Annotated in this window: 23 protein-coding genes; 9 read left to right on the top strand and 14 right to left on the bottom strand. The window is 68.3% G+C overall.

Features of this window, described 5'->3' with window-relative positions; translation table 11 throughout:
* Positions 1 to 107 precede the first annotated feature (107 nt).
* Positions 108 to 1,004, bottom strand: coding sequence for an AraC family transcriptional regulator (locus tag ACODR1_RS08680; protein ID WP_488880085.1), 897 nt, complete (start codon positions 1,002 to 1,004; stop codon positions 108 to 110).
* A 141-nt stretch (positions 1,005 to 1,145) separates the two neighbouring features.
* Between ACODR1_RS08680 and ACODR1_RS08675 the strand changes: the two genes are divergently transcribed.
* On the top strand, positions 1,146 to 2,033 hold the full coding sequence (locus ACODR1_RS08675; protein ID WP_488880084.1) for an oxidoreductase: 888 nt from the start codon (positions 1,146 to 1,148) through the stop codon (positions 2,031 to 2,033).
* A 235-nt stretch (positions 2,034 to 2,268) separates the two neighbouring features.
* Here ACODR1_RS08675 and rpmE read toward each other — a convergent pair whose 3' ends face one another.
* Positions 2,269 to 2,499 carry a 50S ribosomal protein L31 gene (gene rpmE / locus ACODR1_RS08670; RefSeq protein ID WP_058349579.1) on the bottom strand — a complete coding sequence of 77 codons (231 nt, stop codon included), beginning with the start codon at positions 2,497 to 2,499 and terminating at the stop codon, positions 2,269 to 2,271.
* A gap of 114 nt (positions 2,500 to 2,613) precedes the next feature.
* Here rpmE and ACODR1_RS08665 point away from each other — a divergent pair, with 114 nt between their 5' ends.
* Together ACODR1_RS08665 and ACODR1_RS08660 are read left to right on the top strand one after the other, a co-directional pair.
* Positions 2,614 to 4,467 (top strand): ABC transporter transmembrane domain-containing protein, encoded by a 1,854-nt coding sequence (locus ACODR1_RS08665; RefSeq protein ID WP_488880083.1) that lies wholly within the window; start codon positions 2,614 to 2,616, stop codon positions 4,465 to 4,467.
* 41 nt (positions 4,468 to 4,508) lie between these two features.
* On the top strand, positions 4,509 to 5,078 hold the full coding sequence (locus ACODR1_RS08660; protein WP_488880082.1) for a hypothetical protein: 570 nt from the start codon (positions 4,509 to 4,511) through the stop codon (positions 5,076 to 5,078).
* On the opposite strand, the gene ACODR1_RS08655 is transcribed toward ACODR1_RS08660, so the two are convergent.
* From ACODR1_RS08655 to ACODR1_RS08645, 3 genes are all read right to left on the bottom strand, one after another.
* Complete coding sequence (locus ACODR1_RS08655; RefSeq protein WP_488880081.1) at positions 5,075 to 5,401, bottom strand: hypothetical protein; 327 nt, start codon at positions 5,399 to 5,401, stop codon at positions 5,075 to 5,077. The two genes, ACODR1_RS08660 and ACODR1_RS08655, sit on opposite strands and share 4 nt — an antisense overlap.
* A gap of 104 nt (positions 5,402 to 5,505) precedes the next feature.
* The gene (locus ACODR1_RS08650) at positions 5,506 to 6,588 is read right to left on the bottom strand and encodes a glycerophosphodiester phosphodiesterase (protein WP_488880080.1); all 1,083 of its coding nucleotides are present in this window, start codon (positions 6,586 to 6,588) and stop codon (positions 5,506 to 5,508) included.
* A gap of 260 nt (positions 6,589 to 6,848) precedes the next feature.
* Positions 6,849 to 7,646 carry an inositol monophosphatase family protein gene (locus ACODR1_RS08645; RefSeq protein ID WP_165799375.1) on the bottom strand — a complete coding sequence of 266 codons (798 nt, stop codon included), beginning with the start codon at positions 7,644 to 7,646 and terminating at the stop codon, positions 6,849 to 6,851.
* Positions 7,647 to 7,908: 262 nt separating this feature from the next.
* Between ACODR1_RS08645 and ACODR1_RS08640 the strand changes: the two genes are divergently transcribed.
* Entirely contained in the window at positions 7,909 to 8,193 is a 285-nt protein-coding gene (locus ACODR1_RS08640; RefSeq protein WP_488880079.1) for a hypothetical protein, read from the top strand.
* A gap of 127 nt (positions 8,194 to 8,320) precedes the next feature.
* Entirely contained in the window at positions 8,321 to 9,178 is an 858-nt protein-coding gene (locus ACODR1_RS08635; protein ID WP_488880078.1) for a sigma-70 family RNA polymerase sigma factor, read from the top strand.
* A gap of 9 nt (positions 9,179 to 9,187) precedes the next feature.
* Here ACODR1_RS08635 and ACODR1_RS08630 read toward each other — a convergent pair whose 3' ends face one another.
* Both ACODR1_RS08630 and thiE read right to left on the bottom strand, forming a co-directional pair.
* On the bottom strand, positions 9,188 to 9,601 hold the full coding sequence (locus tag ACODR1_RS08630; protein WP_488880077.1) for a hypothetical protein: 414 nt from the start codon (positions 9,599 to 9,601) through the stop codon (positions 9,188 to 9,190).
* A 93-nt stretch (positions 9,602 to 9,694) separates the two neighbouring features.
* Positions 9,695 to 10,342 (bottom strand): thiamine phosphate synthase, encoded by a 648-nt coding sequence (gene thiE, locus ACODR1_RS08625; protein WP_488880076.1) that lies wholly within the window; start codon positions 10,340 to 10,342, stop codon positions 9,695 to 9,697.
* Between the two features lie 252 nt (positions 10,343 to 10,594).
* On the opposite strand from thiE, the gene ACODR1_RS08620 reads away from it, so the two are divergent.
* Together ACODR1_RS08620 and bfr are read left to right on the top strand one after the other, a co-directional pair.
* Positions 10,595 to 10,780: a (2Fe-2S)-binding protein gene (locus ACODR1_RS08620; protein WP_058349592.1), complete on the top strand. Its 186-nt coding sequence runs from the start codon at positions 10,595 to 10,597 to the stop codon at positions 10,778 to 10,780.
* Between the two features lie 152 nt (positions 10,781 to 10,932).
* Positions 10,933 to 11,415, top strand: a complete 483-nt coding sequence (gene bfr / locus ACODR1_RS08615) for a bacterioferritin (protein WP_058349593.1) — start codon at positions 10,933 to 10,935, stop codon at positions 11,413 to 11,415.
* 202 nt (positions 11,416 to 11,617) lie between these two features.
* Here the strand turns inward: bfr and fixK are convergent, their stop codons facing one another.
* Positions 11,618 to 12,256, bottom strand: coding sequence for a transcriptional regulator FixK (gene fixK, locus ACODR1_RS08610; RefSeq protein WP_488880075.1), 639 nt, complete (start codon positions 12,254 to 12,256; stop codon positions 11,618 to 11,620).
* A gap of 165 nt (positions 12,257 to 12,421) precedes the next feature.
* Between fixK and ACODR1_RS08605 the strand changes: the two genes are divergently transcribed.
* Positions 12,422 to 12,751, top strand: coding sequence for a hypothetical protein (locus ACODR1_RS08605; RefSeq protein ID WP_488880074.1), 330 nt, complete (start codon positions 12,422 to 12,424; stop codon positions 12,749 to 12,751).
* Here ACODR1_RS08605 and ACODR1_RS08600 read toward each other — a convergent pair.
* The 6 genes from ACODR1_RS08600 to ACODR1_RS08575 form a co-directional block, all read right to left on the bottom strand.
* Entirely contained in the window at positions 12,741 to 13,157 is a 417-nt protein-coding gene (locus ACODR1_RS08600; RefSeq protein WP_488880073.1) for a lysozyme inhibitor LprI family protein, read from the bottom strand. The genes ACODR1_RS08605 and ACODR1_RS08600 overlap by 11 nt on opposite strands.
* Positions 13,158 to 13,222: 65 nt before the next feature.
* The gene (locus tag ACODR1_RS08595) at positions 13,223 to 13,438 is read right to left on the bottom strand and encodes a hypothetical protein (protein ID WP_488880072.1); all 216 of its coding nucleotides are present in this window, start codon (positions 13,436 to 13,438) and stop codon (positions 13,223 to 13,225) included.
* The gene (locus ACODR1_RS08590) at positions 13,386 to 14,051 is read right to left on the bottom strand and encodes an RNA polymerase sigma factor (protein WP_488880071.1); all 666 of its coding nucleotides are present in this window, start codon (positions 14,049 to 14,051) and stop codon (positions 13,386 to 13,388) included. The genes ACODR1_RS08595 and ACODR1_RS08590 overlap by 53 nt, the downstream gene beginning before the upstream one ends.
* 115 nt (positions 14,052 to 14,166) lie before the next feature.
* Complete coding sequence (locus ACODR1_RS08585) at positions 14,167 to 14,541, bottom strand: flagellar protein FliS (protein ID WP_101720055.1); 375 nt, start codon at positions 14,539 to 14,541, stop codon at positions 14,167 to 14,169.
* Positions 14,528 to 16,216, bottom strand: a complete 1,689-nt coding sequence (gene fliD, locus ACODR1_RS08580) for a flagellar filament capping protein FliD (protein WP_488880070.1) — start codon at positions 16,214 to 16,216, stop codon at positions 14,528 to 14,530. Before fliD ends, ACODR1_RS08585 begins: the two co-directional genes overlap by 14 nt.
* 97 nt (positions 16,217 to 16,313) lie before the next feature.
* Positions 16,314 to 17,144 carry a flagellin gene (locus ACODR1_RS08575; protein WP_488880069.1) on the bottom strand — a complete coding sequence of 277 codons (831 nt, stop codon included), beginning with the start codon at positions 17,142 to 17,144 and terminating at the stop codon, positions 16,314 to 16,316.
* Between the two features lie 239 nt (positions 17,145 to 17,383).
* Between ACODR1_RS08575 and ACODR1_RS08570 the strand changes: the two genes are divergently transcribed.
* Positions 17,384 to 17,665, top strand: a complete 282-nt coding sequence (locus ACODR1_RS08570; RefSeq protein ID WP_101720058.1) for a flagellar hook capping FlgD N-terminal domain-containing protein — start codon at positions 17,384 to 17,386, stop codon at positions 17,663 to 17,665.
* Positions 17,666 to 17,669: the final 4 nt, after the last annotated feature.

The following is a 17,669-nucleotide window of genomic DNA, read 5'->3' as shown; positions in this document are numbered from 1 at the left end:
GGGAAGGGACCGATGCTGTTCGGGGCGCACTGACCTCGTCAGATACTTCCCCCTCCGGCCCTTCGGGCCACCTCCCCCTTCAGGGGGAGGATCTGAAGCGCCCCCCCTTAAACCGCCACGCTGAGCGAAGGGTCGGCCCGCAGGCGCGCCATGTCGCGGCCCGGCGGCCGGCCGTAGAGGCGCGCGTATTCGCGGCTGAACTGCGATGGGCTGTCGTAGCCGACGGAGAAGCCCACGCCCGCCACGTCGCGGCCCTGCACCATCAGCAGGTTGCGCGCCTCCTGCAGGCGGATCTGCTTCTGGTACTGCAGGGGGCTCATGGCGGTGACCGCCTTGAAGTGCCGGTGCAGCGAGGTCTCGCTCATGCCCGCCACCTGCGCCAGGGTCTCGATCCGCATCGGCTCGGCATAGTGCGCGCGCAGCCAGCGGATCGCCCGGCGCACCTGGTCCGGCCGGCCGCCCGACGAGGCGATCTGGCGCATCATGCCGCCCCGCTCGCCGTTCAGCAGCCGCCACATCAGCTCGCGCCGCACCATCGGGCCCAGCACCGCCGCCTCGCGCGGACGGTCCAGCAGGCGAACCAGCCGCATCACCGTCTCGATCAGTTCGTCGTCCATCCGGCTGACGGCCAGGGCGCGGGTCGGCGTGATCTCGGGCACGACCTCCCCCGCCTCGACCAGCAGGTCGGCGATCATGGCGGGATCCAGCGGGATCCCCACGGCCAGGTAGGGCGCGGCGATCACTCGCCCGCTGACCGGCAGGTCGGCCGACACCACCAGGTACTCCCCGGCGCGATAGGGATAGCTCTCGGCGCCCAGGGTCGTGGTCTTGGACCCGTCTAGGATAAGGCACAGCATGGGTTCATAGACCAGCTGCTGGGCCTCGGTGACGGTCGTGCTGGCGATCAGGTGCAGGCCCGGCGGGACCAGCGGACCGACGCCGTCCGTCGAGGCCGCTCCCAGATGGCTGCGCACCAGGGCGACGAGTTCGGGCAACTTGCTCATGGCGACATTCAACCGCTGAAGGCTTGTCCGAGCAACGACGATCGCCTCGATGGCAGGATCGTGCAAGAGGCTGGCGGCATCCGTCTACGGGCTCCGCCCGATCTCGGCTCATCCTGCAAGCTCCTCAGAAGGAGCTTCCCCATGACTTCCCCCGCCCCCCGCACCTGGTTCGTCACCGGCGCCTCGCGCGGTCTCGGCGCCGACATCGTCCGCGCCATCCTGGCCGCCGGCGACCGTGTCGTGGCCACCGCCCGCAACCGCCAGACCCTGGTCGAGACCCTCGGCCCCGACGCCGACAACCTGCTGTCGCTGGCCCTCGACGTGACCCGCCCCGACCAGGTGCAGGCCGCCGTCGACACGGCCCTGGCCCGCTTTGGCCGCATCGACGTGCTGGTCAACAATGCCGGCTACGGCCACCTGTCGGTGTTCGAGGAGTCGACCGCGGCCGACGCCCAGGCCCAGTACGACACCAACGTCTTTGGCCTGATGCATGTCACCCGCGCCGTGCTGCCGGCCATGCGCGCCCAGCGCTCGGGCCGGATCTTCAACGTCTCCTCGGTGGGCGGCATCGTCGGCGGCGAGAGCGGCACGCTCTACTGCGCCTCCAAGTTCGCCGTGGAGGGCTTCTCGGAGTCCCTGGCCGGCGAAGTCCGGCGCTTCGGGATCCACGTCACGGTGGTCGAGCCGGGCTTCTTCCGCACCGACTTCCTGGAACCGACCTCGGTGCGCCACGCCTCGCACGCCATCGACGACTACGCCCAGGTCGCCGCCGACCTGAAGGCCTTCTACGACGCCCGCAGCCGCAACCAGGCCGGCGATCCGCTGCGCCTGGGCCAGGCCCTGGTGACGCTGGCGGGCGTAGAGCGGCCACCCGTCCGCTGGTGCGCCGGCACGGACGCGCTTGGCATGGTGCAGGCCAAGATCGACAGCCTGCAGGGCGAGCTCGACGCCTGGCGCGACCTGTCGGCTTCGACCGACGGCGAGTTCGAGTTCAAGCCGGAAGCCGAGACAACCACCGCCTGGCGCTGAGGCTGGAACCGAAAACCTCGTCCTTCGACAAGCTCAGGATGAGGTTTTCTACCGCACGGCCTCTACCGGTCCTCGCCCTGAGCCTGTCGAAGCATGCCCTTGGGCGAGCCGCGCCGGCGGCGCGACCCGATGGGGGCGAGGACCACATCACCAAACCAGAGCCCAGATACAGAAAAAGCCGGCCCGCGAACGCGGAGCCGGCTTTTCGTCGCCCTTACGGCGAGACTTGGAGGCTTTAGGCCTTCTTCGCGGTGAAACCGGCGAACTTGGCGTTGAAGCGCGAGACGCGGCCGCCACGGTCCATCAGCTGGGCGTTGCCGCCGGTCCACGCCGGGTGGGTGCGCGGGTCGATGTCGAGCGCCAGGTTCGCGCCTTCCTTGCCGTAGGTCGAGCGGGTTTGGTAGCTCGAGCCGTCGGTCAGGGTGACGGTGATGAAGTGGTAGTCGGGGTGAATGTTCTGTTTCATCGGACGGTCCAACCGACTAGAGCGCGGCGTGAAATGTGGGTGAGCACCACCAGCGGGGTGGCCCTCGAAGACGCGCGGCTATAAAGAACCCGCGCGATTTTGGCAAGGACCCAGTTGATGACCGACGTTAACGGCGGCGAGATTTCGGCCGACGGCCGCCCCGGCGCCGGCGCCGAACTGGCCCAGAGCCTCAGCGAGGCGGCCGCCCGCCGCCCGCGCCGCAAGGACATCCGGCCCCTCGCCCACCTCCTGCCGTTCGTTCGCCGCCACATCGGCGACGCGTTGGCGGCAGGGTTCTTCCTGCTGTTCTCGACCAGCGCCACCCTGGGTCTGACCGCCGCCTTCAAGGAGGTGATCGACAAGGGATTCGCCAAGGGCTCGCACGGCTCGGTCAACAGCGCCTTCCTGCTGCTGGGCGGCGTCGCCCTGGTGCTGGCCGTGGCCACCGCCGCGCGCTTCTTCTTCGTCACGCGCCTGGGCGAGCGGGTCGTCGCCGACCTGCGCCGCGCGCTCTACGGCCACGTGCTGTCGCTGGACCCGGCCTATTTCCTCAAGACCCGCACCGGCGAGGTGCTGTCGCGGATGACCACCGACGTCACCCTGATCGACCAGCTGGTCGGCGCCTCGGCCTCGATCGCCATCCGCAACACCCTCAGCCTCGTGGGGGGCCTCGGCTACATGGCCGTGGTCAGCCCCAAGCTGGCGGGCTTCATCGTGCTGATGGTGCCGGTGGTGCTGGCCCCGATGTTCCTGATGGGCCGCAACGTCCGCAAACTGTCGGCCACCGCCCAGGACCGCTTCGCCGACGCCGTCGGCTATGCCGGCGAGAGCCTGGACGCGCTGGACACCGTCCAGGCCTTCGTGCGCGAGCGCGAGGCCGACCGCCGGTTCGGTTCGGCCGTCGAGACCGCCTTCGACGCCTCAGTGCGCCGCATCCGCGCGCGGGCCATGATGACCTCGGTAGTCATCACCCTGGCCTTCGGCGGCGTCACCCTCCTGCTGTGGTTCGGCGCCCAGCTCGTGCTGAAGGGCGAGATGACCCCGGGCACCCTGGCCCAGTTCGCCCTCTTGGCGATCATGGCCGCCGGCTCGGTCGGCGCCCTGGGCGAGGTCTGGGGCGACGTCCAGAAGGCGTCGGGCGCCATGGACCGCATCGCCGAGCTGCTGAACGCCAGGCCCGGCATCGCACCGCCAGAGGCGCCCAAGGCCCTGCCCTCGCCCGTGCGCGGCGAGATCGCCTTCAGCGACGTGGCGTTCGCCTATCCGGGCCGCCCGGACCTTCCGGCCCTCAACGGCTTTACCCTGACCGTGAAGCCGGGCGAGACCGTCGCCCTGGTCGGCCCCTCGGGCGCGGGCAAGAGCACCGTGCTGCGCCTGCTGCTGCGCTTCTACGACCCGCAGGGCGGCGCGATCCGCCTGGACGGCGTCGACCTGCGCGAGGCCACCCCCGCCGAGGTGCGCGGGACCATGGCGCTGGTGGCCCAGGACTCGCCGCTGTTTTCGGGCTCGGCGATGGACAACATCCGCTTCGGCCGCGCCGACGCCACCGAGGACGAGGCCCGCGCCGCCGCCGACGCGGCCCAGGCCACCGGCTTCATCACCGCCCTGCCCCAGGGCTTCGACACGCCCGTCGGCGAGCGCGCCAAGACGCTGTCGGGCGGCCAGCGCCAGCGCCTGGCCATCGCCCGCGCCCTGGTGCGCCAGGCCCCGATCCTGCTGCTCGACGAAGCCACCAGCGCGCTGGACGCCGAGAACGAGCGGCTGGTGCAGCAGGCCCTGGACGCGGCCATGAGCGGCCGCACCACCCTGGTCATCGCCCACCGACTGGCCACCGTGCTGCAGGCCGACCGCATCGTGGTCATGGAGGAGGGCCGCGTGGTCGAGGAAGGCACGCACGCCGACCTGGTGGCCAAGGGCGGCCTCTATGCGCGCCTGGCCCGCCTGCAGTTCGGCGTCGAGGCCGCCTGATCGCCCCGTCCCTTGGTTGACGAAGCGCGCGCGGGCGGCGAATGCTCGCGCCCTTCGTCCTGGGGGTGCGTATCGTGATCGACAAGCTGGCCGGCCTGAACCCGTTCGCAAAGCTGCCAGACGAGGAGACCGCCACGCACGCGGCCCGCGCCGGTGCGGTCGGCGCCTGGCTGACCGCCGTCGGCAGCGTCATCGGCGCGGCCATGATCTTCTTCCGGTTCGACACCTACCTGGCCAAGATGCGCGAAGCGGCCCTGGCCGACAGCGCCGGCCGGGATCCGGCCGTCACCCAGGCGGTGCTGGCGACCATGGGACCGACCATGGCCTGGGCCACCATCGGCTTCACCATCGTCATCGGGCTCGTCTATGTCTGGCTGGGCCTCGTCCAATGGCGCCGGCTGACGCGGATGATCCCGCTGATGATGCTGCTGTTCGCGGCCTACGGCCTGCTGACCACGGCCCTCGGCCTGGCCGGCGGCAAGGCCGTCATGGGCCTCGTGCCGCCGCTCCAGATCGCCTTCAGCCTGCTGCTGAGCACGGTCGCCCTGCTGTGCTTCATCGCCGGTACGCGCGGCGGCTTCCGCCTGCAGGCCCTGCGCAAGGCCGGCTAGCCGGCCGCCGTCTCGGCCTCGACCGCCTTCTTGATCAGGGCCACGTGGGCCACCTGGTCGCGCAGGGCCTGGAAGGCGGGGCTGGACGGGCCGTCGGGCTGGCTCTGCGCCCAGTCGACCAGGGCCAGCAGCGCCTCGCTGATGCGGCCGATCTGGCGGCCGTAGCTGCCCACCTCGTCCAGCACGCGCGCCTCGACCTCGGGGCTGCGCGACTGGCCCAGATTGACGGTGAACAGCGAAAAGTCGCCGAAGCTCCAGGACCACGGATTGATGGTCTGGGTCAGCTGGCGCGGGGCCAGGGAAAGCTGGAACGGCTGGGTCATGCGGGCCTCCCGGTCAGGAAGCCCAGCATGCGCCCATTGCAACGCCTGCGTGTGACGTTCCGGCGAGCGGCGTTGCGGAAACGCCCGTCTCGCCCAAGTCGTGGTCAACCGCGGGCGGCGACCGCCAGGCCCGGGAAGTCGCTGAACACCCCGTCGACGCCGGCGGCGTACAGCGCCTTCAGCACCGCCGTGACATCGCCGCGCTGGGCCAGGTAGTCGGCGGCGCTGGCATTACCCCGCCGCAGCGTGGCCGGCAGGAAGTAGTTCTCGGCCTGCACCGTCCAGGGATGCACCAGCAGGCCCGCGGCGTGGGCGTCCTTCACCAGCGAGGTCGCCGGCAACAGGGCCTGCTTGTCCTGCGGCACGACCATCGTCTTTTCCGGACCCAGGCCGTCGGCATAGGCCGCCACGCCCTTCAGGCCCTCGGGCGTGACCAGGTCGGCGTACCTGACGTGCGGCTGATCGGCCGGACCGCCCTCGCCCGCCACCAGCAAGACGAGGCGCGCGGGCGTCTTCAGGCGCAGGGTCTTCAGCGGCCCGACCTCGAAGCACTGAACGAACACCGGCGCGGTCTTGGAGTTGAGATCGTTGCGCTTCAGCGCCTCGATCATCCGCCCCTCGATGGGCAGGCCCACAGAGGCGAAATAGGCCGGGTGCTTCATCTCCGGATAGACGCCGATCGTGCGGCCCACGCGTTTGCTCTCGGCGCGAGCGAAGGCGACCACCTCGTCGAAGGTGAGCACGCCGGCCTGGCCGTCGAAGGCGGCGCTGGCCGGACGCAGCTGCGGCAGCCGCTCGCGGGCGCGCAGGGTCTTGATCTCGGCCAGGGTGAAGTCTTCGGTGAACCAGCCTGTCAGGCTTTCGCCGTCGATGGTCTTGGTCGCCTTGCGGGCCGCGAACTCGGGGCGCGACGCCACGTCGGTCGTGCCGCCGATCTCGTTCTCATGGCGCACCACCAGGTGGCCGTCCTTGGTGACCACCAGGTCCGGCTCGATGAAGTCGCAGCCCTGCTCGACCGCCAGGCCGTAGGCCAGCAGCGTGTGCTCCGGACGCTCTCCAGAAGCGCCGCGATGGGCGATGACCACCGGCTTGCGCACCCCGGCGCGGACCATGGTCGGGATCATGCTGGCGCCCATCGTTCCAGCGAGGGCGGCGGTCGTCATGGCGCGGCGGGTCAGTAGGGTCATGGCGGCTGATTAGCGCGCGGGTGTGACGGTTTGGCGAGGTTCAAACAGGTTTTGGATCGCCGTTTCCCGCCTTCCTGGGCCTTGTGCCCAGGATCCATCGTTCAGCCTGCTCAAACCTCCACAGGGCGACCTGGATCTGAGCCGTCGCCGGCATGGGCCCTCGCCACAGGGGCGAGGGAAGCGAAGAAGAGAAGCTCATCCGCAAATGAAAAGGGCCCCGGAAATTCCGGAGCCCCTTCCAACCAGCCTTGCGAAAGACCTCAGCCGGCCGCTTGCAGGGCCTTGAGCACCTGCGGGTGCAGCTCGGGGTTCGAGGCCAGGATCGACGCGCCCTGCACCGGGTCGCCGTGCTCTTCGATGGTGGTGACCTTGCCGCCCGATTCCTGGACCATCAGCACGCCGGCGGCGACGTCCCAGGGCTTCAGATTGCGTTCCCAATAGGCGTCGAAGCGGCCGGCGGCGACCCAGGCTAGGTCGAGCGAGGCGGCGCCGAAGCGACGCACGCCGGCGACCTTCTGGCTGACCTGGTGCAGTTCCTTCAGGAACTGGCCGTGGCCGGGCTTGCCGACGAAAGGCACGCCGGTGGCCAGCACCGACTCGTCCAGGTGCTTGCGGGCGGCGACGCGCAGGCGCTTCTCGGCGCCGAGGAACGCGCCACGGCCCTTCTCGACCCAGAACAGGTCGTGGGTGATCGGGTTGTAGGTGACGCCGGCGACGACCTCGCCCTCGCGCTGCAGGGCGATGTTGACCGCAAAGTGCGGGATGGCGTGCATGAAGTTGGTGGTGCCGTCCAGCGGGTCGACGATCCAGGTGTGGGTCTTGTCGGTGCCCTCGACCATGCCGCGCTCCTCGCCGAGGAAGCTGTAGCCCGGACGCGCCTTGCTGAGGATCTCGAACAGGGTCTGCTCGGCCTTGAGGTCGGCGTTGGTCACGAAGTCGCCCGCGCCCTTCTTGGAAACCTGCAGCTCGGTGACTTCGCCGAAGTCACGGGCCAGACCCCGGGCGGCCTTGCGCGCGGCGTCGATCATCACGTTGAGAAGGGCGGAAGGCGTGGGCACGGGCGGATATCCTATGGAATTCCCTGCACCGGCGCGCAGACGCGCGGCGGCGGGAGACGGACGATGGCAGTGGGAAAGAGCGGGCGCGGAAACTAGACGCGAGCCTCGCGGAAGGCAAGGCGGGGCAGATTGTCGCGTCTTGGGCGAGCCCTCTTGAAAAAGGGGACCGATCGGTCAATTTTAAGGGCGGCGGTTGATCCAGCGCAAAGCGAGGGGTCGCGCCACGCGCAAACTCCCCTTAGCGCAAACAAGGAACGACCCCATGACCAAGCTCCCCCTGATCACCGCCGCCTTCGCCCTTCTGGCCGTGGCTCAACCCGCCGCCGCCGAAACCCTGCTGGGCGGCGCCTCGCAACGCGTCTCGGTGACCGGCAAGTCCTCGGCCGCCGTCAGCGACGAGCTGACCCGCGCCGCCCGCCAGGTGTGCGTCAAGGCGCTGAAGAGCAGCCGCCACCCCAACTACGCCTCGTGCGTCACCGAGACCCTGGGCCAGGCTCGCGCCGACTACGCCGCCCTGCGCTCGGCCGCCGCCAACGCGGCTGAGTAAGGCCTCCCCCGCCACGCCGCCGGGCCCCTCCTCCCGGCGGCGTGGAATTGTCGGGAAAAAACTTCGCGGCCGTGTCACGTCTGGCGCCCTGGCCTCGTCCTGTCGGCGAGCACCTGGGGATACGCCGATGACCACCGCCGACACGATCTTCGAAAGCCGCCGCCACGCCATGACCGGCCTGGCCTATCGCATGCTCGGTTCGCGGGCCGAGGCCGAGGACGTGGTGCAGGACGCCTGGCTGCGCTGGCGCGAGGTCGACGAGGCCGGCGTCGACAACCCCGGCGCCTTCCTCAACCGCGTGGTCTCGCGCCTGTGCCTGGATCGCCTCAAGTCGGCCCGCGCCCGCCGCGAGCTCTATGTCGGCGAATGGCTGCCCGAGCCCGTGGTCGATGTCGACGAGACCTTCGGCCTGGGCGAGAACCTGACCGTGGCCTTCCTGCTGGCGCTGGAGCGCCTGACCCCGCTCGAACGCGCGGCCTTCCTGCTGCACGACGTGTTCGACACGCCCTTTTCCGAGATCGCCGCCACGCTCGACCGCTCCGAGGCCGCCGTGCGCCAGCTGGCCGCCCGGGCCCGCGACCACGTCAAGGCCGGCAAGCCGCGCTACAAGCCCAGCGCCGACGAGGAGCGCCGCCTGACGCAGGCCTTCATCGCCGCGGCGATGAGCGGCGACGCCGCGACCCTGCGAGGCCTCCTCGCGCAGGACGTGGTCATGCATGCCGACGGCGGCGGCAAGGCCTCGGCGACCATGAACCCGGTGTTCGGCCTCGACAACGCCGTGCGCCTGCTCGAAGGCATCGCCCGCAAGTGGCCCCAGCCCGACGACGTGGCCGTGCGCCTGGCGCGGATCAACGGCCAGCCCGGCGTGGTGCTGTCGCACGCCGGCGTCGTCATCCAGACCATGGGCCTGGACATCGTCGATGGCCGCATCGCCGCCGTCTACACCATGCGCAACCCCGACAAGCTGGCGATGGTGGCGCCTTAGAAGACCCCCTCAGGGCAACGGCGTCTTCGGCAGGCTGTCCTTCGTCTCGCAGGCCAGCTTGCCGGCCTTGCCCGCCGCGCCGGAGATGTCGTCGACCTTGGCTTCCTGCCGCCAGTTCTTGGGCAGGCCCTTGTCGCCGGCGAAGTCCATGCCGAGATCCATCCACTTGTCGGCGGCGCAGTCGAGGGCGAACAGCATGATCGGGCCCTTGCCGGCCGGCCAGGCCTTGTACGGCCCGCCGCCCTTGCCTTCGGCGATGCGCAGCACCACCAGGCCGGACTTCTCGTCCACCCTCAGGAAATCGGCGTCATAGAAGGTCTTGGCCTCGCCGGGGGCCGGTTTCCAGGTCTCGGCGGCCGTCGGAACGGCGGCCAGGACCAGCATGGGTACGCTGAGCAAACACGCTACGAGCCGCTTCTGCATGGCGGTCCCTCCCCGTTATGGTTCGCGGGAAGGACGCTATGCCTGTCGCACAACCACGGCAAGAGAACGTCGTTATGCGCGTTCGCAGGCGCGCTAGCCGCGGGCGGCGAGCCCTTGCGCGATCGCCGCGTTCAGCGCCGCCACGGCCGCGTCCGGACCTTCCGGATGCGCCCACACCCCGCCCGAGACGGCCAGGAAGTCGGCGCCGGCGGTCGCCAGGCCCGCGGCGTTGGCGGCCGTGATCCCGCCGATGGCCACGCACGGAACCTCCATCGTCTCCTGCCAGATCGACAGGATGTCGGGCTCGGCGACGATGGGCGCGTCCTTGGTGGTGGTCGGGAAGAAGGCCCCGAAGGCCACGTAGTCGGCCCCGGCCTCAGCGGCCTCCATGGCGAGGTGGCGGCTGTCGTGGCAGGTGACGCCGACCATGCGGTCCTTGCCCATCAGCTTGCGGGCGGCCGCATAGGGCGTGTCGCCCTGCCCCACGTGCACACCGTCGCAGTCGAGCCGCGCGGCGAGGTCGGGACGATCGTTGAGGATCACCGCCACGTCACGGGCGCGGGCGATCGGCGACAGGGCCTCCACGGCGGCGGCGATCACGTCGTCGGACACATCCTTGAGGCGGATCTGCAGAGCCGCGACATCGCCGCCCTCCAGGGCGCGGGCCAGCTGGCGACCGAAGGCGGCCAGGTCCGGCAGGGACGGCGGGGTTATCAGATAGAGGCGGCAGTCGAGCGTCATGCGCCGCCTTTACGCCGATTTGACGCGCAGCGCGACTTTGGGGACGAAGCTCCGCCAGCGGAGCGTGAAAACCTCGTCCTTCGGCAGGCTCAGGATGAGGGTTTCAGATCGCCCGCCCCCGATCCTCATCCTGAGCCTGTCGAAGGGCTCGCCTGCGGCGACGCGCCGCCGGTAACTCGACTGAGAGTCAGTTGCAAACCGGTGGAAAACTGTTAGATGAGAATGACAATCATTCGGTAGGGCGTTCCTCTCTTGTACGTCTGCAATTGTAACGGCATCCGCCAGCGTGAAGTCCGCGCCGCGATCGACGCGGGCGCGACTCGTCCGGCCGAGATCTTCCGCCACAAGGGCTGCCAGGCCCAGTGCGCCAAGTGCGTCTGCGAGATGCGCCAGATGATTCAGGAAGCCCAGGAAGCTCTGGCTTACGCCGCCGAGTAAGGTTTCCTGCGACGCAAAGTCGACGATTTCAGGTTACCGCGAAGCACTCTCACGCTTTTCTGTGAGGCTGCGAAACACTTGCACACATTACTGTTGAAGCGCTGAAAAAGGCGACTAAGGGTGCGGGCGAACTCGAACCTTAGGAGGCCGCCATGCAAGGCGATCCCGGCGTTATCCGCGTCCTCAACGCTGTGCTCACCAACGAGCTGACGGCCGTCAACCAGTATTTCCTGCACGCCCGCATGCACGACAACTGGGGCTTCAAGCGCCTCGGCCAGATCGTCTACCAGGAATCGATCGGCGAGATGAAGCACGCCGACAAGCTGATCAACCGCATCCTCTTCCTCGAGGGCCTGCCCAACCTGCAGGACCTGCACAAGCTGAAGATCGGCGAGACCGTGCCCGAATGCCTGGCCGCCGACCTGTCGATCGAACTGTTCAACCGCGAACTGCTGGTGCCGGGCATCGTCCAGTGCGAGCAGGCCCGCGACTACATCAGCCGCGAACTGCTGCGCGAGATCCTCAACGACACCGAGGAGCACATCGACTACCTCGAAACCCAGCTGTCGCTGATCAAGTCGCTGGGCGAGCAGAACTACCTGCAGAGCGCCATGGGCGAACTGCCGGCGGCCTGATGCTTGGTCCCCGCCCCCATCGGGTCGCGCCGCAGGCGCGGCTCGCCCGAGGACATGCTTCGACAAGCTCAGGGTGAGGACCAAGGCAGGCGCGGCGCTAGAAAACCCTCATCCTGAGCCTGTCGAAGGACGAGGGTTTCGCCACGACTTCCAAACGGCCTTCCCGCCCCGGCGGGGAGGCCGTTTTGCTATTCGCCCAGGCCTATTCGCAGAGCGCTTCCAGCGCCTCGCGATCCATAAGCTCGACATGGCGCACGGTCGGCAGGGCGATCAGCCCCTCCTGCAGGAAGCCGGTCAGGGTGCGCGACACCGTCTCGATGGTCAGGCCCAGATAGTCGGCCATGTCCTGGCGGCTCATCGGCAGGTCGAAGGCCGCCTCGCCGGTGCGGTCGGCCAACAGCAGCAGAAGGCCCGCCACCCGCTCGCAGGCGCTGCGACGGCCCAGCATCAGCACGTGGTCCTGGCTGCGCTGCAACCCCGAGATGGTCAGTTGGTAGAGTTGGCGGGCGACCTGCCCGTCGCGAGCGGCCAGGTCGCTGAGCGCCCGGCGGCGAACGATGCGGACCGTCACCTCGCTGACCGCCTCGGCCGTGGTGCGCCGCACATCGCCGGCCTCGAAGCCGAAAGCCTCGCCGACGAAGTGGAAGGCGTCGATCTGCCGGCGGCCGTCGCGCAGCAGGCGGCCCGTGCGCACCGTGCCCTCGACCAGCTCGTAGACGTGGTCGGCGGAATCTCCCTCGGCGAAGATCTCCTCGCCGGCCGCGTAGCGGATGACGCTGGCGGCGGCGACCGGCAGGGCCGGCTGGGCGTAGGCGGGCTCGAAACGAAGGGGCGACAGCATCAGACGGCTCCCGAAGGAATGGGGGCGAAAGACGCCGCCCCGACACCGGCACATTCCCCCTACTCTTCGTGCGGGTAAATTCGGGAGCGCCGCATAAGGGGTTCTGCGTAGGCGGCGCTCGGGAAGCCCCTTTGCCAAGTTCGCTCGAAGATGGAGACTTGGCGCATGCGCAACTCGTCCCGCGTCGTACTCACCGGCTGGAAGGCCGTTCTACTGGCCCCCTTGGCGCTGCCCGTCGCGCTCGTCGCCGGCCTGCTGCCCGGCGCCCGGACCGTTCAGCGCTCACCGGGCGAAGTGGCCGCCATACTGCGCGACTTCATCGACGACACGGGCGGCGAGTGGGACTGGGACGACTTCGAAAGCGTCGCCATCCGCGATCCGGCGCTGGAGGCCATCCGGCGGCGCGCGATCGCGGCCGGACCGCCCGATCCGGACCTTGCGGTCCTGCGCGCTCTCCTGGCCGAAGCCGAGCGCCTGGCCGAAACTAGCGCCTGACCATCCGCTCCAGCTCGACCGCCCGCACGGTGGTCATGCTGAGGTGGCAGCCGCTGATGTTGAGCATGTCGATGGTGCCGCCGGTCAGGTCTTCCCGGCACTCGGCGTCGCGGCGCTTGATCCAGGCCCGCTGGACGGTGCGCAGCTTGGCCTGCTCGGCCTTGGAGCGCCTGGCCATCACCGCCTTGTAGGCGCGGTTCAGGCGGGCGTCCTGTTTCTGAAGTTCTTCGTTGGTGCAGCCGGCCATGGCCACGGTGACGCCCTTGATGGCGTCGCCGCTGCTCAGGCAGCGGTCGTAGGCCGGCGAGTATTCCTTCTGGGGATCGATAGGATCCGAAGCGGCGAAGGCCTCGGGGGCCGCCAGGGCCAACAGCATCAGGCCGGGAACCAATCGTCGAAGCAGCATGCGGACCCTCGCTTTCGACGGCGAAGATGCCCCGCCGATCTCGACGGCATCAAGGCGTCGCGCGCTCAGAGGTTCCTGGCGATGCGGTCGGCCAGGGGCGAAAGATCGCCGCCGGCGTCGTCGAACACGCCCATGTCCTGGGCCGTCACCTGCGCGAACAGGTCCTGCGCCGCCTCCGAGGTTGTCAGCAGGTCGAGCGCAGCCTCCGCCTCGTCTTCGGGCCAGCGGTCAAGCCGTGCGCCCAGCGCCTTCAGGCGCGCTTCGAACAGTTTCAGGTCCATAGCCACAGATCTTCTTCTGCCTCTGGAGTCTCGTCTTCAAGGCCTGCCGGCCCCGTTTCAGGAGCGAGCGGACCGCCTGTTCCGAACAGCCCATGGCGTCGGCGATTCTACCGACCTCGAGCTCTTCGAAATAGAACAAAGTCAAAGCCTGGCGCTGGGTGTCCGGCAGCTTGCCAAGGGCCTGCTGCAGGGTCACGGCGACTTCCGACCGTTCGAGGTTGGCCAGGGCGTCGGCCTGGGCCGGCCCTTGGACCTCGGCGTCGGCCAGGCGGGTGATGACCTCCTGGCTTTCCGGCACGGCCTTGCGGACGCGGCGACGGTCGATGGCCTTGTTGACCGCGATGCGGTGCAGCCAGGTCGAGAACCGCGCCTCCGGCGTCCAGCGCTCGCGGGCGCGCCAGGCGGCAATAAATGCCTCCTGGGCCGCGTCCTCGGCCTCCTGCACGTCGCCCAGGACGTTGAGGGCCAGCCGCCGGACCATCCGCAGATGCCGATCGACCAGCACCCGGAACGCCACCTGGTCGCCGTCACGGCAAGCCAGGAACAGGTCTTCGTCCGAGCGGGCGTCCGCCAACCCGAACTCGCCCGTCGCAATCATCGCTGAATTCGCCATGGCGATTACTCGCCTCCATCGCTGTATCGCAATGGGATTGGCAAACAGCATGCCATATATCAGATAACTGCATCACCGAATTCATCTGATACATTTGCAATACGTCGACGAGTTTCTATTTTTCAGAACGGAGTTCTTTGCAGAACGGGCGCAACAAGTCGAGTACGATTTGATACGAATTCGACACATCTTTGCGGCGACTGGCGCGAACCATGCTGTCGAGCACGTACTGATAGAAGCTGCGCAACGTCTTGCCGTCCGGTCCGGCCGCCGAAAAATCCAGGCTCGTCGACAGCACGGTGAGGATCTGGGTCGCACGCATGGCGTGTCGGCACATTTGATCCAGCCGCCCCTGCTCGTGGGCGAATTTTGCCGAGCCGACGGCCCGGTAGAGCTCCTCGTGCACCGAGGCCAGCACGTCGCGCGGGCTGGCGGTCAGGCGGCTGGAGGCCGCATAGGCGCTGAACGCCTGGCTGTTAGTCGTCGTCATCGCTGCTGGCTCCGAGGATGGCCTTGATCTGCTGCTGAAGGATCTGGGCGGCGTAGAGCTCTGTCTCCATCGCCGAGTATTTCGCGATCAGCTTGGTGCGGTACGTCTCCGCGTTGTCGCGGATGGTCTCCGACTGTTCGGTCAGGTTGCTGTTGACCGTGTCGAGGGTGTTGATGCGCTGCTGGATCACGCCGGTCGTGGTGTTGGCGTAGTCGCTCATCAGGCTGATGATGAGGTTGGCGAAGCCCTGGGTGATCTGCACCGAGATCGTGCCGCTGGTCGGGTTGGCCAGGGCGAAGGACAGGCCCTCGTAGATCGACCCGGTCGCGCCGATGATCCGGCTGCCCGAGATCGTGAACAGGCTCGAGTCGCCGCCCACCGACACGCTGGAGATCGCCCCGTCGGTGACGGTGACCTCCAGGTCGAAGTCGTACGACAGGGTAGTGTCGTTCTTGAGGAGCTTGAGGTTGCTGTCGCTGGCCTCGAACTTGGTCTCGAAGAAGGCCGCGACGCTGGACAGGTCGGTCAGCAACAGGTTGTCGAGCGAGGTCTCGTCCGACAGCTCCAGCTGGTTGGCGCTGTTGAGCGTGATGCCCAGGGCCGACAGGTCGGTCAGTTCGTCGTCCGACCCCGACTTGCCGCCCAGCAGGGCGTTCAGCTGGCGATTGACGTCGCGCAGTATGCCGTCGGCGAACAGCACCGCGTCGTCGGCCACCACCCCGCCCGAGCCCACCGTCTGGTTGGTCACCACGAAGGCGCGCAGGGCGTTGTAGGCGTCGATGAAGTCGGTGATCGCCGTCTTGATGTCGTCGTAGTTGGCCTCGATGTCGAGGGTGATGGTCTGGCCGCTGGTGGCTTGCAGCAGCGAGATCGACAGGCCCGGCACCACATCGGTCAGCTCGTTGCCGTCGCTCTCGATCTCGACCCCGTCGATGGTGACGATCGAGGGCTGGGCGGCCTGCAGTACGTTGGCGAAGGCGCCGCTGGCGTCGGTCAGGCCCAGCGACTGGCCGATGTCGTCGCCTAAGACCGACGACAGGGCGAGCTGCTGGTTGGTGTCGCTGGTCGACATGACCAGCCGCGTGCCGGTCGAACTGGTGATCAGGGTGGCGGTTACGCCGGTCGTGCTGGTCTTGGCGTTGATGGCTGCTGCGATGTCGCTGACCGTCATGGTCGAGGTGACGGTGATCTCGGCGGCGGTCCCGCCGTCGACGCCCACCGACATCACGCCCGACAGGCCAAGCGCCGTGCCGGCGATCTGGGCGGTGGAGGTCACCTTCATGGCCTTGGCCAGCTGGGTGACCGTGATCTCGTAGGAGGCGGCCACCGCGTCGCTGTCGGCGTCGACGGCGATCACCGAGGTGGCGTCCGTGCCGTCCGAGGCGGTGAGGTACGCGCTCTTCTCGTCGAAGGCGTTGGTGGTGGTCGTGACCGAACTGTAGGTCGTGCCCGCCAGCGCGGTCATCGAATCCGAGATCGCCTGCAGCAGGGTCTGCAGCGACTGGTACGAGGCGATCTTGGTCTCGTTGGCCGTGACCTTGGCGTCGATGGTGTCGGCGCGGGCGGTCTTCTGGGCGACGGCCGCCTCGATCAGGGAGTCGGTGTCGAGCCCCGAGATCGTGCCGGTCAGGTAGGTCGTCGACCCCGAGGTCGAGACGCTGCTGGTGGTCGTCATGGCAATGTCCGGAAAGTCGGCGGGAGAGCCTCGAAGGGCTCCCCCGCCAGTCTGCAGGACGACGGGAGCCAGGCCCCCGCCATCGCGACGCGAGCGACTACTGCAGCAACTTCAGAAGCGACTGACTCATCGAGTTGGCCTGGCTGAGGGCCGAAATCGCTGCGCTGGTCAGGGTCTGGGCGTTGGTGAAGTTGGTCTGCTCGGCGGCGATGTCCACGTCGGTGATCGCCGACGCCGCCGACTCCAGGTTCTCGAGCGACGTGGAGATCACGTCGCCGCGGAACTCGAAGCGCGACAGGGTGGCGCCGACGTCGGCGCGCATTTTCGAGACCGCCGTGATCGCCGAGTCGATCTCGTCCATGGCAGCGACGGCGTCGCTGGTGGAGGTGATCGAGGTGACGGTCAGGTTCAGCCCCGTGGTGTTGGCCTCACCCAGTTCGACCTTGATGACATCGGTGCTGGACGTGCCGACCATGAAATCCACGCCCGTGCCCTCGGTGTAGTTGCTGTCACCGTTGAGCAGAGTGACGCCGTTGAAGGTCGTCGTCTTGGCGATGTCGTCGATTTCTTCGGTCAGCTGTTCGTACTCGGCGCTGATGTACGACAGGTCGGCAGTGCTCGACGTCCCCGACTGGGCCTGGGCCGTCAGGGAGTTCATGCGCTGCAGGATGTCGGCGATGTTCGACAGGGCGCCGTCCGCGGTGTTCAGCACCGAAGTGCCGCTGGTCACGTTGGTGGCGGCCTGGTTGAGCACGGTGATGTCGGCGTTCATGGACGTCGCGATGGCGAGGCCGGAGGCGTCGTCCTTCGCGCTGACGATCCGCGAGCCGCTCGACAGCTTCGCCAGGGATTCGCTCTGCGCCGCCGAATTGTTGTTCAGGTAGCGCAGGGCGGTGTTGGCGGCCGTGTTGGTGGAGATAACAGGCATGTTCTAGTCCGGTTCTCTGTCTGGAGTCCGGCCGGGGGAGAGTCCGGTCGGGAAGCTGTCCGCCGTTCTGACGGCCTGGCTTCGACGGGTTGAACGGGACGTCCGCCGACGATGGGGCGGATTATTTTCGCTCCCCCCTGCCCCTAAAAATAATCCGCCCCATCCGGCGCGGAGCCTCCGTTGAACCCGTCGATCGGCGCCCAGAGCGACCGGACCGACTTCACCGGAGGGCTTTCTCCATGACCACCGTCTCCTCGGCGACGAGCACCAGCACGACGAGCTCCAGCAGCTCGTCCGGCACGCTGCAGCTTGGCACCACCGACTTCCTGAAGCTGCTGATGACGCAGCTGACCAACCAGAACCCGCTGGATCCGACCGATCCGACCGAGTTCACCAGCCAGCTGGCGACCTACTCGTCGCTCGAGCAGCAGATCAACATGAACGACACGCTGACGACGATGTCGGACAACATGTCGTCGCTGCTGACCCAGGTTCAGCTGCTCGCCTCGGCCTCGGAATAGGGGG

The sequence above is a fragment of the Caulobacter sp. FG7 genome (genome assembly GCF_057808875.1).
Note: the sequence above shows the minus strand (reverse complement) of the source record. Positions and strands in the feature narration are given on the sequence as shown.